This is a genomic window from Pseudomonas sp., from assembly GCF_033723075.1.
GTDB lineage: Bacteria > Pseudomonadota > Gammaproteobacteria > Pseudomonadales > Pseudomonadaceae > Aquipseudomonas.
The window spans coordinates 71,308-85,356 of sequence record NZ_JAWVXU010000008.1 but is presented as its reverse complement, the minus strand read 5'-3'; the positions used below and the strand labels follow the sequence as shown (position 1 = coordinate 85,356).

The 14,049-nt window shown below is 65.4% G+C and carries 14 protein-coding genes; 11 read left to right on the top strand and 3 right to left on the bottom strand.

Annotation, left to right across the window (positions count from 1 at the left end; all coding sequences use genetic code 11):
* Nucleotides 1-102 precede the first annotated feature (102 nt).
* From R3355_RS11535 to R3355_RS11525, 3 genes are all read right to left on the bottom strand, one after another.
* Complete coding sequence (locus R3355_RS11535; RefSeq protein WP_318961304.1) at nt 103-1,434, bottom strand: MFS transporter; 1,332 nt, start codon at nt 1,432-1,434, stop codon at nt 103-105.
* 228 nt (nt 1,435-1,662) lie between these two features.
* Nucleotides 1,663-2,685 carry a ferrochelatase gene (gene hemH / locus R3355_RS11530; RefSeq protein WP_318961303.1) on the bottom strand — a complete coding sequence of 341 codons (1,023 nt, stop codon included), beginning with the start codon at nt 2,683-2,685 and terminating at the stop codon, nt 1,663-1,665.
* A gap of 12 nt (nt 2,686-2,697) precedes the next feature.
* Nucleotides 2,698-3,603 carry a TIGR01777 family oxidoreductase gene (locus R3355_RS11525; RefSeq protein ID WP_318961302.1) on the bottom strand — a complete coding sequence of 302 codons (906 nt, stop codon included), beginning with the start codon at nt 3,601-3,603 and terminating at the stop codon, nt 2,698-2,700.
* A gap of 376 nt (nt 3,604-3,979) precedes the next feature.
* Between R3355_RS11525 and R3355_RS11520 the strand changes: the two genes are divergently transcribed.
* The 11 genes from R3355_RS11520 to R3355_RS11470 all read left to right on the top strand — a co-directional run bounded on the left by R3355_RS11520 (nt 3,980) and on the right by R3355_RS11470 (nt 14,012).
* Nucleotides 3,980-4,966, top strand: a complete 987-nt coding sequence (locus R3355_RS11520) for an NAD(P)/FAD-dependent oxidoreductase (protein WP_318961301.1) — start codon at nt 3,980-3,982, stop codon at nt 4,964-4,966.
* Complete coding sequence (locus R3355_RS11515; RefSeq protein ID WP_318961300.1) at nt 4,963-5,208, top strand: TIGR02450 family Trp-rich protein; 246 nt, start codon at nt 4,963-4,965, stop codon at nt 5,206-5,208. Before R3355_RS11520 ends, R3355_RS11515 begins: the two co-directional genes overlap by 4 nt.
* A 414-nt stretch (nt 5,209-5,622) precedes the next feature.
* Complete coding sequence (locus R3355_RS11510; RefSeq protein WP_413243502.1) at nt 5,623-6,591, top strand: YbgA family protein; 969 nt, start codon at nt 5,623-5,625, stop codon at nt 6,589-6,591.
* A 2-nt stretch (nt 6,592-6,593) separates the two neighbouring features.
* On the top strand, nt 6,594-7,556 hold the full coding sequence (locus R3355_RS11505) for a MerR family transcriptional regulator (RefSeq protein WP_318961299.1): 963 nt from the start codon (nt 6,594-6,596) through the stop codon (nt 7,554-7,556).
* Nucleotides 7,553-9,001, top strand: coding sequence for a deoxyribodipyrimidine photo-lyase (gene phrB / locus R3355_RS11500; protein ID WP_318961298.1), 1,449 nt, complete (start codon nt 7,553-7,555; stop codon nt 8,999-9,001). The genes R3355_RS11505 and phrB overlap by 4 nt, the downstream gene beginning before the upstream one ends.
* Complete coding sequence (locus R3355_RS11495) at nt 8,998-9,420, top strand: nuclear transport factor 2 family protein (RefSeq protein WP_318961297.1); 423 nt, start codon at nt 8,998-9,000, stop codon at nt 9,418-9,420. Before phrB ends, R3355_RS11495 begins: the two co-directional genes overlap by 4 nt.
* Nucleotides 9,417-10,175 carry an SDR family NAD(P)-dependent oxidoreductase gene (locus R3355_RS11490; RefSeq protein WP_318961296.1) on the top strand — a complete coding sequence of 253 codons (759 nt, stop codon included), beginning with the start codon at nt 9,417-9,419 and terminating at the stop codon, nt 10,173-10,175. The genes R3355_RS11495 and R3355_RS11490 overlap by 4 nt, the downstream gene beginning before the upstream one ends.
* Nucleotides 10,172-11,419, top strand: coding sequence for an NAD(P)/FAD-dependent oxidoreductase (locus R3355_RS11485; RefSeq protein ID WP_318961295.1), 1,248 nt, complete (start codon nt 10,172-10,174; stop codon nt 11,417-11,419). The genes R3355_RS11490 and R3355_RS11485 overlap by 4 nt, the downstream gene beginning before the upstream one ends.
* Nucleotides 11,419-12,231: a DUF1365 domain-containing protein gene (locus R3355_RS11480; protein WP_318961294.1), complete on the top strand. Its 813-nt coding sequence runs from the start codon at nt 11,419-11,421 to the stop codon at nt 12,229-12,231. The genes R3355_RS11485 and R3355_RS11480 overlap by 1 nt, the downstream gene beginning before the upstream one ends.
* On the top strand, nt 12,218-13,492 hold the full coding sequence (locus R3355_RS11475) for a cyclopropane-fatty-acyl-phospholipid synthase family protein (RefSeq protein ID WP_318961293.1): 1,275 nt from the start codon (nt 12,218-12,220) through the stop codon (nt 13,490-13,492). The genes R3355_RS11480 and R3355_RS11475 overlap by 14 nt, the downstream gene beginning before the upstream one ends.
* Entirely contained in the window at nt 13,485-14,012 is a 528-nt protein-coding gene (locus R3355_RS11470) for a DUF2878 domain-containing protein (protein ID WP_318961292.1), read from the top strand. Before R3355_RS11475 ends, R3355_RS11470 begins: the two co-directional genes overlap by 8 nt.
* The last annotated feature ends 37 nt before the right edge of the window (nt 14,013-14,049 follow it).

Genomic DNA, 14,049 nt, shown 5'->3' with positions numbered 1-14,049 from the left:
TCGCGGCACCTGCAGGCGGACAAAAGAACAGCGCCGTACCCGCAGAAGTCACCTCGGCAAGCCAGCCGGCCCTGACCTGGCCAAGGCAGTACGCGCACGCTCTCAGGCCTCCTTGGCCGCCCATTGCTGCAGGCGCACCACGCTGTCCCGATAGGGTTTGAGGCTCATGCTCAGCAACACGACCGAGCTGAATACGGCGATGCTGGTGACGATCAGCAGCGAGTAGCGCAGCGCCTGGTCGTCGCCGAATACATAGTCGGTCACCAGCGCCACCGCCGTCGGGCCGATGCCCAGGCCGATCAGGGTGATGACGAACAGGTAGATCGCCGAGGCCTGGCCGCGCATCGAGTTGGGCATGATTTCCTGGATCGCCGCCGGGGCGACGCCGAACGGCATGCTCAGGAAGAACACCGCCGGGGCGATCAGAATCGCCGCCCAGAGCGCGCTTTCCATCAACGGGAAGGCCAGCACGAAGGGCACTGCACCTAGGGCGGCATACAGACCGACACGCATATTGGCGTCGCTGCTGCCGCGCCTGGCCATCCAGTCGGCCAGACGCCCGCCGAAGACGATGCCCAGGCAACCGAATACCGCCACTATGCTGCCGTAGACGATGCCGACCTGGCCGGCGTCCCAGCCGTAGGTGCGGATGAAGAAGGTTGGAATCCAGGCCGCACTGCCGTACCCGGCGAATGCCAGGCCGGCGAAGCCGAAGTTATGGCAGAGCACGGTGCGTTTGTTGGCGCGGATATAGCGGCCGACATCCGCCAGCGGCACCGCGACACCGGCGCCGACACCGCGCCGGGCCGGTTCCTTGACCGCCAGCATGAGCAGGGTGAAGAGCACCCCGGCGGCGCCCAGGGCGAGAAAAATCAGCTGCCAGGGGCGCACTTCGCCGACCACCGGCAGCAACACGTCGCCCTGGGCCGAGGCCAGCTTGATGACCAGGCCGCCAAACAGAAAGGCCAGCCCCGAGCCCAGATAGACCCCCATCGAGTAGACGCTGATGGCGGTGGCGCGGCGCTCGGCGGGGAAGCTGTCGGCGATCAACGAGTAGGCCGCGGGCGACAGGGCCGCCTCGCCGACGCCGACACCGATCCGGCAGATCAGGAACTGCCAGTACAGCCTGGCCATACCGCAGGCGGCGGTGGCCGCGCTCCAGAACAGGATGCCGATGGCGATCAGCCCGCGCCTGCTCCTGGTATCGGCCAGGCGCCCCAGGGGAATGCCGCATACGGTATAGAACAGGGCGAAGGACAAGCCCATCAGCAGGCTCATCTGGGTGTCGCTGATCATCAGGTCGCGACGGATGGGGCCGACCAGCAGGTTGAGAATCTGCCGGTCGATAAACGACAGCACGTAGGCCACCATCAAAATGGCGACAGTAGCCCAGGCGCGGGTACTGGAGGGATAGCCTTTATTGTTGTTGGGCACTGGCGGTCTCCTCGGCACCGCTTACGCGATGCGCGACGGTTGAAAGTGCCGCCAGCTTAGGCCGATATACACAGCGGTGAGTATCGCCCGGAGGTGTTATCAAACTGCCGAATGCAACGCATCCTTTCGGGCGAATGGTCCGCCCGGCAAACCCTAACCTGGATTACCCGCAGTGCAGCGCGACGGACGGACTGCTCCGGAGCCCCATCCGTCGCTGCCAGCGTGCCGTCAGAGCATCAGTGGCGCCCGTTCGCTGAGGGTCTTGAGCGCCGCTACCCAACTCGGGTGATCGTTGAGGCAGGGCACCAGCTGCAGGCTTTCGCCACCGGCGGACTGGAATTGCTCCAGACCGCGATCGCCGATCTCCTCCAGGGTTTCGATGCAGTCGGCAACGAACGCCGGGCACATCACCAGCAGTTTCTTCACGCCCTGCCCGGCCAGCGCCTCGAGGCGGCTTTCGGTATAGGGTTCGATCCACTTATCCCGCCCCAGACGCGACTGGAAGGACACCGACCACTGCTCCGGACGCAGGCCCATGCGCTCGGCAAAAGCGGCGGCGCTGCGCATGCACTGCGCCCGGTAGCAGGTCGCGAGCACTTGCGGCGGTGCTGTCTGGCAGCAGTCGGGGCCTTTGAGGCAGTGCTTGCTTGGGTCGAGCTTGCGCAGATGGCGCTCCGGCAAGCCGTGAAAGCTCAGCAACAGGTGGTCGAAGTCCTGTTCGAGGTAAGGCCTGGCGCTATCGACCAGGGCATCGATGTATTCCGGCTGGTCGTAGAACGGCGGCAGGATGGAGAAACCCATGTCCAGATTACCCGCACGCACCACCCGCCTGGCTTCCTCGATCACAGTAGTGGTGGTGCTGTCGGCAAACTGCGGATACAGCGGCGCCAAGGTCACCTGCTGGATGCCTTGCGCCGCCAGACGCTGGAGCACCGTCTCGATCGATGGCTCACCGTAGCGCATCGCCAGTTCGACCGGGCCCTGGGTCCACTGCGCCTTCATCGCCGTCTGCAGGCGCCGGCTCAACACCACCAGCGGCGAGCCGTCCGCCCACCAGATCGACGCATAGGCATGGGCCGAGGCTGCGGGTCGTTTGATCAGAATCAGCGACACCAGCAAGCGCCGCAGCGGCCAGGGCAAGTCGACCACATAGGGGTCCATCAGAAATTGATTGAGGTAGCGCCGTACATCAGCCACTTCGGTCGACGCCGGGGAGCCCAGGTTGACCAGCAGCAAGGCGTGATTGCTCATGCAGAATCCTTATCAGTCAGTGTCGCCCAGCAGATCCGCCAGGGCCGTATCCAGATCGGTGAAACGAAAACGAAAGCCGGCCTCGCTCAGGCGCACCGGCAAGGCACGCTGACCGCCCAGCAGCAGGCCGGACAATTCGCCCAGACCGGCGCGCAACACCACGGCCGGCACCGGCAATAGCACCGGCCGGTGCAGGGCACGGCCCAGCGCACGGGCAAACTCGGCATTGCGCACCGGGTTCGGGCTGCAGGCATTATAAGGACCGCTGGCCGACTCCTGCTGCAAGAGAAAATCCATCAGGGCGATTTGATCGGCCACATGCACCCACGGCATCCACTGCCGACCATCGCCCAGGCGCCCGCCCAGACCGAGCTTGAATGGCAACAACAGGCGCTTGAGAAAGCCACCCTCACGAGCCAGCACCAAACCGGTGCGCACCAGCACCACACGAATGCCCAAGGCTTCGGCGCGCTGCGCGGTCTCCTCCCAGGCGCCGCACAGTTGCGCGGCGAAATCCTCGCAGACCGGCGGCGTATCCTCGTGCAGCTCACGCTCGCCGCCATCGCCATACCAGCCCACCGCCGAACCGGACAACAATACCCGCGGCCGCTCGGTGCGCCCCTGCAGCCAGCTCAGCAACTGCTCGGTAAGGGTGATGCGACTGGCCCACAACAGGGTCTTGCGCTTGCTGGTCCAGGGCCGGTCGGCAATCGGCGCGCCGGCCAGATTGACCACCGCGTCCACCGGCTCAGCGCCCAGTTCTTCGAGCTGACCGATGCCGCGCACCTGCGCCCCGCACAACGCCGCGACCCGCTGCGGGCTGCGGCTCCACACCGTCAACTGGTGGCCCTGCTGCGCCCAATGGCGACAAAGACCGCGACCAATCAACCCGGTCCCACCGGTGAGCAATATATGCATGGCATCCTCCTCGCATGGCATTCGCCAACCTGATAGCCATCAGTCTGGTTTATCAGGGGGCAACGTGCCTTTAATCCGGCTCAGGATTGTCTTTAATGAAGAGAGGCACGATTGAATCCGATAAGCCCTGTACATACAACAATAATTGTACAGGTATTGTTTAAATAGTAGCCTGGCAAGCCACTGGGAGAGGCAGCGAGCGACGGTCAGTCGAAGACCGGCCGAGTCAAGGAGTGTACGAGCTGTACAAGTGACTCGCGATGCTCGCCCCAAGGGGCCAGCCCTGGCTGTTACTCCGCTTCGCTACGTTGCAGCCGCATAGCCGAGCGCAGTAGCCTTTCAACAGCCTGCAAGCGCTCCACAGCAAGAGGTAGATATGACCGCACCCATCGCCATCATCGGCACCGGCATTGCCGGACTGTCCGCCGCCCAAGCCCTGCACACCGCCGGACATGAGGTTCAACTGTTCGACAAAAGCCGTGGCAGCGGCGGCCGCATGGCCAGCAAGCGCAGCGATGTCGGCGCCCTGGACCTGGGCGCGCAGTACTTCACTGCCCGCGATCGCCGCTTCGTCGATGTGGTCCAGCAGTGGCAGGCCCGCGGCTGGGTCGCCGAGTGGACGCCGAACCTCTATCACAGCAAAAACGGTCAACTCAGCGCCTCGCCGGACGAGCAGGTGCGCTGGGTCGGCAGCCCGCGCATGAGCGCCATTACCCGCGCCATACTCGGCGCCTTGCCGGTGCATTTCTCCTGCCGGATCACCGAAGTGTTCCACGGCACGCAACACTGGAGCCTGCAGGACGCCGAAGGGCATAGCCACGGCCCCTTCAGCCATGTGGTGATCGCCGCCCCGGCACCGCAAGCCAGCGCCCTGCTGGCGGCCGCGCCGAAACTCGCCGGCGCAGCTTCCAGCGTGGTCATGGAGCCGACCTGGGCAGTCGCCCTGGCCTTCGCCACCCCGCTGGACACCAAGGTCGACGGCTGCTTCGTCCAGGACAGCCCGCTCGACTGGCTGACGCGCAACCGCAGCAAACCCGGCCGCGATGGCAGCCCGGACACCTGGGTGCTGCACGCCAGCAGCAGCTGGAGCAAACAGCACCTGGACATGCCCAAAGAGGCGGTGATCGAACAGTTGCACGGTGCCTTTGCCGAGCTGATCGACTGCGCCATGCCGGCGCCCATCTTCAGCCTGGCGCACCGCTGGCTCTACGCCCGCCCTGCCAGCGCCCACCAGTGGGGCTCGCTGGCCGATGTCGACCTGGGCCTCTATGCCTGCGGTGACTGGTGCCTGTCCGGCCGAGTCGAGGGTGCCTGGCTGAGCGGTCAGGACGCGGCGCGCAAACTGCTGGCACACCTGCAATGAGCGGTGCAGCGGCCAAGGCTACCGCCAGGCACCGCCTCAACCCAGGCAAACTACTGCTGTCCAAATGGACGGCAGTACAGCCGCAAAATCGCGAGAAACACTTCCTGGTCAGCGAACTGTTCTGCGATGAACAAGGCCAGGTGCTGCAGATCGAACTGCAGGCAGTGCTCAGCCAACGCTGCCAGCGCCTGGACTGGCGAGCACTGGAAGATGCCATGAGCTGGCACATGGGCTGGAAGTAGCACAGCCTCGATCAGCCTGCCGCCACTGCGGCAGGTCTGCGCCCGCACGAGTGACACGCCAGCGGTTAAGCGTTCACATATGACCGATAGTGAGTCACGGGTGGCCCGCGATAGCCTCGATCAAGGGCGCTGCGCGCCAGCGCCGCTAAAGCGCCTCCCACGGTCAAGTGTTTCAGTTTGCCGGCTACTCCCAAACCGACATTTCAACGCTGCTTCGACACTAGTCGACTCCTCCTCTTTCATCCCCATGCCAGCGAACCGCCGACATCGCACAGCGCGGCGGTCGACGCCTGCCCGGCCAAAAAACGTCACAACAACTGTACAAAACATTTGACTTGTACAATTGCGCACCTATGATGAACACAAGTTGTACATCCACATTTTTATGTACAAGAAAACATCAGAGGTTGTGCCATGAACCTGCCCCAGGTCGCCACCAGCAAACCCAAACTCGCCATCAGCGCCTGCCTGCTTGGCGCGGAAGTGCGTTACAACGGCGGCCACAAGGAATCACGGTTGTGCAACCGCGTCCTCACCGAGTATTTCGATTTCGTCCCGCTGTGCCCGGAAGTGGCTATTGGCTTGGGCACCCCGCGCGAACCCATCCGCCTGGTCGGTGACCCCGCCGCGCCCCGCGCAGTGGGTACCGTGCAGCGTGAGCGCGACCACACTGAAGCGTTGGCGGCCTACGGCGCCCAGATGGCAGGAGCGCTGGACGATATCTGCGGCTACATCTTCATGCAGCAATCACCGTCCTGTGGCCTGGAGCGGGTCAAGGTCTACCAGGACAACGGCCGCCCCAGCGAACCCAAGGGCCGCGGCCTCTACGCCGAGGCGTTCTGTGCCCGCCGCCCGGACCTGCCGGTGGAGGAAGATGGCCGGCTCAACGACCCCATCCTGCGCGAGAACTTCATCACCCGCGTGTTCGCCTACGCGCAATGGCAGCAACTGCTGCGCGACGGCCTGACCCGCAAGACCCTGCTGGACTTCCACTCGCGCTACAAATACCTGCTGATGGCCACCCATCCGCTGCAATACAAGGCGCTCGGCCGCCTGCTCGGCAACCTGCACCAGCATGACCTGCAGGAACTGGCGCCGCGCTACTTCAGCGAACTGATGGCGGCATTGAAGAAGTGCGCGACCCGGCGCACCCACAGCAACACGCTGCAGCACCTCAGCGGCTACCTCAAGAAAGCCCTGAGCAGCGCAGACCGCCAGGAAATGCAGCAGCTGATCGGCCAATACCGCGACGGCATCGTGCCGCTGGTGGTACCCCTGACCCTGCTCAAGCATCACTTCCGGCGTCACCCGCACGACTATGTGGCCACCCAGGTTTATCTGCAGCCACACCCGGAAACCCTCAGTCTGCGTAACGCCCTCTGATCATGGATGAACTCACTCAGCAACTGACCCAGCACGACGAGCCCGCCGCTGCTGGCGATGATTACCAGAGCGCATTGGCCAAGGGCTTCCTGCCGATTCGCGACGTCGCCCGGCTGACCGGAGTCAACGCCGTGACTCTGCGGGCCTGGGAACGCCGTTATGGCCTGATCGTGCCGCACCGCACGCCCAAGGGTCATCGCCTCTACTCGGCCGACCATGTGGCGCAGATCCACACCATCCTCACCTGGCTCAACCGGGGCGTTTCGGTTGGCCAGGTCAAGGGCCTGCTGCGCGCCAACCAGCCGGCGTTTGCCGAAGCCACCTCGCAATGGGACGAGAAATGCCAGCGCCTGCAGGAGGCCATCTGCAACCTGGCCGAGCGCCGCCTGGACGAGTGTTTCAACAGCGAGCTGGCGCTCTACCCGCCGCACACCCTGTGCAAACAGCTGCTGCTACCCCTGCTCGATGCCCTGGAACTGCGCTGGCGCGGCCAGTTCGGCGCCCAGGCCGAGCGGGTGTTCTTCTATTCCTGGCTGCGCAGCAAGCTCGGCGCGCGGCTGTACCACAACAACCGCCAGCAGAGCGGCGCCCCCCTGCTGCTGGTCAATCTTTCCGACTTGCCGATGGAGCCGGGGCTGTGGCTCACCGCCTGGCTGGCCAGCAGTGCCGGCTCGGCGGTGGAGGTCTTCGATTGGCCAGTGCCACCGGCGGAGCTGGCCATGGCGATCGAGCACATCCAGCCCAAGGCGCTGCTGCTCTATTCCAGCCAGGCGCTGCACAGCGCGCATTGGCCGCGCCTGCAGGCGGGCTACAGCTGCCCGTGCCTGGTCATCGGCCCGGCGGCGCACATCCACCACCAGGAGCTGCAGGCCCTGGCCCGACAGGACAGCGCGCTGGACATGGCGCCAGACCCGCTGAGCGCCCTGCACATTCTTTCCACTCGCAACCTGCTGGATAGCCAATGACCACCTCACAACTGCTATGGCTGCGCACCGACCTGCGCGTGCAGGACAACAGCGCCCTGGCCGCAGCCATGGCGGCCGGGCCGACGGTCGCCCTGTTCCTGCTCAGCCCCGGGCAATGGCAAGCCCATGACGATGCGCCGAGCAAGGTCGATTTCTGGCTGCGCAACCTGGCCGAACTGAGCCGCGAACTGGGCGCCCTCAACGTGCCCCTGCTGGTGCGTCAGGCCGACGACTGGAGCGCCGCGCCGCGGGTAATCGCCGAGCTCTGCCAGCAATTGCAGATTGGCAGCGTTCAGGTCAACGAGGAATACGGCGTCCACGAAAGTCGCCGCGACCAGGCCGTGGCCCAGGCGCTGGACGCGCTCGGGATCAACTTCCGCAGCCACCTCGATCAGCTATTGTTCCGCCCCGGCAGCGTGCTGACCAAGTCCGGCGGCTATTTCCAGGTCTACAGCCAGTTCCGCAAGGTCTGCTACCAGCGTCTGCACAGCGCCCTGCCCGCGCCGGTCAAGCGCCCGTCCGCGCAGCTGCCGCTGCCTATCGCCAGTGACCCGATTCCCGACGCAGTAGCGGGTTTTACGCCACCCGCCGCCAGCCTGCGCCTGCTCTGGCCAGCCGGCGAGGAGGAAGCCAACAGACGCCTGCTGGACTTCGCCGACGAGCAGATCAACTACTACCAGAGTGAGCGCGACTTGCCGGGCAAACCCGGCACCAGCCGCTTGTCCGCCTACCTCGCCGCCGGTGTGCTGTCGCCACGCCAGTGCCTGCACGCCGCCCTGCAAGCCAACCGGGGCGAGTTCGACAGCGGCAACAGCGGCATCGTCACCTGGATCAACGAGCTGCTCTGGCGCGAGTTCTACAAACACATCCTGGTCGGCTACCCGCGCGTGTCCATGCACCGCGCGTTCCGCCCGGACACCGACGCCCTGGCCTGGCGCCAGGCGCCGGACGAACTGGCCGCCTGGCAACAAGGCCGCACCGGCTTGCCGATCATCGATGCCGCGATGCGCCAGCTGCTTGCCACCGGCTGGATGCACAACCGCCTGCGCATGATCGTGGCGATGTTCCTGACCAAGAACCTGCTGATCGACTGGCGCGAAGGCGAGCGCTTCTTCATGCGCCACCTGATCGACGGCGACCTGGCGGCCAACAATGGCGGCTGGCAGTGGAGCTCGTCCACCGGCACCGACTCGGCCCCCTACTTCCGCATCTTCAACCCGCTCAGCCAATCGCAGCGCTTCGACCCGGACGGTCGCTTTATCCGCCACTGGCTGCCCGAATTGACCGGCTTGAACAACAAGGACATCCACAACCCGGCAGCCATGGGCGGCTTGTTTGGCGTGGCGGATTACCCGCGGCCGATGGTCGACCTCGGCAGCAGCCGCGCCCGCGCCCTGGCAGCCTTCAAGCGCCTGCCGCAGCTGGCGGCGGAGACACCGGCATGAGCGATTTTCTGCGTCAGTTCGCCCAGGGCTTCGCGGCCCTGAACAAGGACAACCTCGAGCGCCTCGGCGACTTGTACAGCAACGATGCACTGCTGCGCGACCCGCTGCATGAAGTGCGCGGGCTGGCCGACATGCAGCGCTATTTCGCCGAGCTGTACGCCAATGTCAGCGAGCTGCGCTTCGATTTCTACGGCTTCGATCAGGTGCGCCCGGGCGAAGGCTACCTGCGCTGGACGATGAGCTACCGCCACCCGCGCCTGGCCGCCGGCCAGCTGATCCGTGTGGAAGGCTGCTCGCACCTGCTGTGGACCGACAAGGTTCATCAGCACCGTGATTTCTTCGATGCCGGCGGCCTGCTCTACGAGCACCTGCCCCTGCTCGGCCAGGCCATCCGCTGGCTGAAAAGGCGACTGGCATGAGACGCATCTGGCTCACCGGCGCCAGCAGCGGCATCGGCGCGGCCCTGGCCGAACTGCTGCTGCAACGCGGTCATCGCCTGGCGCTCAGTGCGCGCACGGCTGCGCCCTTGCTGAGCCTGGCCGAGCGCTACCCCGGGCAGGTTCTGGTAGCCCCTGGCGATCTCAGCGACGCCGCCCAAGTCCGGGCGATCGGCGAGCGCATCGCCCAGCTCTGGGGGGCACTGGACACCGTGATTCTGAATGCCGGCACCTGCGAATACGTCGACGTACAGGCCTTCGAGGCCGCGATGATCGAGCGGGTGGTGCGGGCCAACCTGTTCTCCGCCAGCTACTGCATCGAAGCGGCGCTGCCGCTGCTGCGCCTGGGCCGTGAGCCACACCTGGTCGGCATCGGCAGCTCGGTGACCTACCTGCCGCTGCCGCGCGCCGCGGCCTACGGCGCCTCGAAGGCCGGCATGCGCTACCTGCTGGAAGCACTGCGCCTCGACCTGGCGGCCGAGGGCATCGCCGTCACCTTGGTCAGCCCCGGCTTCGTCGACACCCCGCTGACGCAGAAGAACGATTTCCCCATGCCGATGCGCTGGCCGGTGGACAAGGCCGCCCGGCATATCGCCGAGCGGCTGGAGCAGCGCCCCTACGAGATCGCCTTTCCCGGGCCCTTCATCGCCATCCTGCGGCTGCTGGCCCACCTGCCCAAACGCCTGCAGGTGGCCATCGGCACACGCATGGCCCGCACCGCCGAGGACCGCGCATGAGAATCGCCATTATCGGCAGTGGCATCGCCGGCCTGACCAGCGCCTACCTGCTCAATCGCAACCATGCGATCACCCTGTTCGAGGCCGGCGACTGGGTCGGCGGCCATACCCATACGGTGGACATCCAAGTCGACGGTCACCCCTACGCGATCGACACCGGCTTTATCGTGTTCAACGACTGGACCTACCCGAACTTCATCCGCCTGCTCGAGCAGCTCGGCGTCGGCTACAAACCCACCGAAATGAGCTTCTCGGTGACTGATCCGCACAGCGGCGTGGAGTACAACGGCCACACCCTCAACAGTCTGTTCGCTCAGCGCCGCAACCTGCTGTCGCCGAAGTTCTTCGGCATGCTGCGCGACATCCTGCGTTTCAACCGCGAGGCACTGGACGACCTGCAGCAGCAGCGCATCGATGCCGCCACCAGCCTCGGCGACTACCTCGAGCAGCGCGGCTACGGCGAGCGCTTCATCCAGCACTACATAGTGCCGATGGGGGCGGCGATCTGGTCGATGTCGCTGGCCGACATGCTCGGCTTCCCGCTGCAATTCTTCGTGCGCTTCTTCAACAATCACGGCTTGCTGTCGCTCAGCAACCGCCCGCAGTGGTGCGTGGTCGAAGGCGGTTCGCGCAGCTATGTGGCGCCCTTGTGCTCCTCGTTCAAGCAGCACATTCGCCTGAACTGTCCAGTGCTACGGGTCGAACGAGACGAGCACGGCGTCACCCTGCATACCCGCGCCGGCCGCCAGCGTTTCGACAAGGTGGTGTTCGCCTGCCACAGCGACCAGGCCCTGGAGCTGCTCGCCGCCCCCTCGCCGACCGAGCAGGAGATTCTTGGCGCCATGCCCTATGCCGACAACGATGTAGTGCTGCACAGCGACACCCGCCTGCTGCCCAAGCGCCGCCTGGCCTGGGCCAGCTGGAATTATCGCCTGGGCGGGTCGGGCAGCCAATCGGCGGCGGTGACTTACAACATGAATATCCTTCAGGGTATTCACAGCGACACCACCTTCTGCGTCAGCCTCAATCAGACGGCACTGATCGACCCGAGCAAGATCCTCGCGCGCTATCGCTACGCCCACCCGCAATACAGCCTGGCCGGCGTGGCCGCACAGGCACGTTGGGAAGAACTGCTCGGCGCCCGGCACAGTTATTTCTGCGGTGCCTACTGGGCCAACGGCTTCCATGAAGATGGCGTGGTCAGCGCCCTGCGCGTGGCGCGCGCCTTTGGCGAGGAGCTGTGATGAACAGCGCCCTGTACAACGGCTGGGTGCAGCATCGGCGCTTCACCCCCAAAGCCCACAACTTCCGCTATCGCATGGGCCTGCTCTACCTGGACCTGGACGAGCAGCAGCAACTGTTCGACCTTTCGCCCCTGGCCGGCAATGGCCGCTGGGCGCCGTTCGCCTTTCGCGAGACCGACTACCTGCCGCAGTTCACCCGCGCCGGAATCAGCCTGAGCGATGCCGTGCGTCAGCGCGTCGGCGCGGCCCTGGGTCACAGGCCGCTGGGCTCGATCTGCCTGCTGACCCAGCCGCGCAGTTGGGGCCTGGCCTTCAATCCGGTGAGTTTCTTCTACTGCCATGACGCCGACGGCCGTCTGGAGGCGATCCTCTGCGAGGTGAGCAATACCCCCTGGCGCGAGCGCTATCACTATGTGCTGCCGGCAGACGGCGACGGCCATCAGCACTTCGCCGTGGCCAAGGCCTTTCATGTCTCGCCCTTTCTGCCGCGCGAGCTGGAATACCGCATGGCCTTCAGCCCCGCCGGCGAACGCCTGGGTATCCATATGGCCGACTGGATGAGCGACGGCCAGGGCGCGACCAAGGTGTTCGACGCCAGCCTCAGCCTGCACCGCAGCCCACTCGATCGCGCCAGCCTGCACGCCTACCTGCGCAGTTTTCCCTGGATGACCGGCAAGACCGTTGCGGCCATCTACTGGCAAGCCCTGCGCCTGCTGCTCAAGCGCATCCCCTTATTCAGCCATCGAGCCGCGCAAGGTCAATTCCGCGTCGCTCGCCCAGTGTCGAAGGACGTGCCCCATGAAAAGCTCTAGCCTGCCATCCGCGAAAACCTCGGTGCGTGCCGGCAGCGGCATCGGCGCCAGCCTGCTGCGCCACGCCGTCCTGCGCCAACTGGGCCAGTTGCGTCACGGTCACCTGCGGCTCATCGACGGTGATGATTTTCTCGATTTTGGCGATGCCAATGCCAGTCTGCGCGCCGAGATCCGCGTGCTGGACGGCGCCCTCTGGGGTCTGGTCGCCGGCAACGGCTCGATCGGCGCGGGCGAGGCCTACATCCACGGTTACTGGAGTTCACCCGACCTCACCGCGGTGATTCGCGTGTTCGCCGGCAACCTGGAACTGCTGGACGCCATGGAGCGCGGCCTGGCTCGGCTCGGCCGCCCTGTCGTGCAGAGCCTGCACTGGCTCAATCGCAATACCCGCAAGGGCTCGCGCAAGAATATCGCCGCCCACTATGACCTCGGCAACCAGCTGTTCGAGCAGTTGCTCGACCCGACCATGATGTACTCCGCGGCCATGTTCGCGCGCCCGGACGACAGCCTGGAGCAGGCGCAACTGCACAAGCTCGAACGCATCTGCCAGAAACTCGCGCTCAAACCCGGCGATCACCTGCTGGAAATCGGCACCGGCTGGGGCAGCATGGCGATCCATGCCGCCACCCGGTACGGTTGCCAGGTGACCACCACCACCTTGTCGTGCGAGCAATACGCCTACACGGAGCGACGCATCGCCGAACTCGGCCTGGGCGATCGCATCACCCTGCTGCTGGAGGACTACCGCGACCTGCAGGGCCAGTACGACAAGCTGGTGTCGATCGAAATGATCGAAGCCGTCGGCCACCGCTTCCTGCCCACCTACTTCAAGCAGTGCGCGCAGCTGCTGAAAGATGACGGACTGATGCTGCTGCAAGCCATCACCATCCGCGACCAGCGCTACGAGCAGGCGAAACACAGTGTCGACTTCATCCAGCGCTATATCTTCCCCGGCGGCGCGCTGCCCTCGGTGCACAAGATGCTGGAAATCATCACCGCCAAGACCGACATGAACCTGCACCACATGGAAGACTTCGGCCAGCACTACGCGCGCACCCTGCGCCTGTGGCACGCCAACCTGCAGCAGGCCCGGCACAAGCTCGAGCAGCTCGGCTACGACGAACACTTCTATCGGCTCTGGGAGTTCTACCTGTGCTATTGCGAGGGCGGCTTCATCGAGCGCACCATCGGCACCGCGCAATTACTGCTGGCCAAGCCGGCGGCGCAACCGCAACCCCTGCTAGGAAACTTCGATGCCTAAACTGATCGCCAATGCCCTCCTCTTTCAGCTCGGCTGGCTCGCCTGCGTATTCGGCGGCGACAGCCTGTGGCTGCTGCTGGTCGCGGCGGCAGTGGCGGTGCACCTGCTGTGGGTCAGCAACTGGGCCGCCGAGGGCAAACTGCTGATCAGCGTCTTTCTCGCCGGCAGCGCCCTGGACAGCTTCCTGCTCAACCTCGGGGTGTTCGACTTCGGCGAGCCGCGCAGCCTGATCCCGCTGTGGCTGGCCCTGCTCTGGCTGTTGCTGGCCACCACGCTCAACCATTGCCTGGCCTGGAGCGCCCGGCCCTGGTGGCGCGCCAGCCTGCTCGGGGCCTGCGCCGGCCCGCTGTCCTACTATGCGGGCGCGCAGATCGCCGGAGTCGGCCTGCCTTATGGCACCTGGCCGACCCTGCTCCTGCTCGCCGTGATCTGGGCCCTGGTGATGCCCGTGCTGCACGGGTTCGCCAAGCTCTACCGCAGCCAATACGAGCAAAGCGTGCGCGCGCGCCAATCGACCTAGGCTGCGCGAGCTGGATCAGGCTTGTGCATTCTCAGGC

What these genes read in the sequence shown, in the direction of transcription:
- hemH (WP_318961303.1), bottom strand. Translation starts at nt 2,685, where the DNA reads ATGAGCAATCACGCCTTGCTGCTGGTCAACCTGGGCTCCCCGGCGTCG.
- R3355_RS11525 (WP_318961302.1), bottom strand. Translation starts at nt 3,603, where the DNA reads ATGCATATATTGCTCACCGGTGGGACCGGGTTGATTGGTCGCGGTCTT.
- R3355_RS11520 (WP_318961301.1), top strand. Translation starts at nt 3,980, where the DNA reads ATGACCGCACCCATCGCCATCATCGGCACCGGCATTGCCGGACTGTCC.
- R3355_RS11515 (WP_318961300.1), top strand. Translation starts at nt 4,963, where the DNA reads ATGAGCGGTGCAGCGGCCAAGGCTACCGCCAGGCACCGCCTCAACCCA.
- R3355_RS11510 (WP_413243502.1), top strand. Translation starts at nt 5,623, where the DNA reads ATGAACCTGCCCCAGGTCGCCACCAGCAAACCCAAACTCGCCATCAGC.
- R3355_RS11505 (WP_318961299.1), top strand. Translation starts at nt 6,594, where the DNA reads ATGGATGAACTCACTCAGCAACTGACCCAGCACGACGAGCCCGCCGCT.
- phrB (WP_318961298.1), top strand. Translation starts at nt 7,553, where the DNA reads ATGACCACCTCACAACTGCTATGGCTGCGCACCGACCTGCGCGTGCAG.
- R3355_RS11495 (WP_318961297.1), top strand. Translation starts at nt 8,998, where the DNA reads ATGAGCGATTTTCTGCGTCAGTTCGCCCAGGGCTTCGCGGCCCTGAAC.
- R3355_RS11490 (WP_318961296.1), top strand. Translation starts at nt 9,417, where the DNA reads ATGAGACGCATCTGGCTCACCGGCGCCAGCAGCGGCATCGGCGCGGCC.
- R3355_RS11485 (WP_318961295.1), top strand. Translation starts at nt 10,172, where the DNA reads ATGAGAATCGCCATTATCGGCAGTGGCATCGCCGGCCTGACCAGCGCC.
- R3355_RS11480 (WP_318961294.1), top strand. Translation starts at nt 11,419, where the DNA reads ATGAACAGCGCCCTGTACAACGGCTGGGTGCAGCATCGGCGCTTCACC.
- R3355_RS11475 (WP_318961293.1), top strand. Translation starts at nt 12,218, where the DNA reads ATGAAAAGCTCTAGCCTGCCATCCGCGAAAACCTCGGTGCGTGCCGGC.
- R3355_RS11470 (WP_318961292.1), top strand. Translation starts at nt 13,485, where the DNA reads ATGCCTAAACTGATCGCCAATGCCCTCCTCTTTCAGCTCGGCTGGCTC.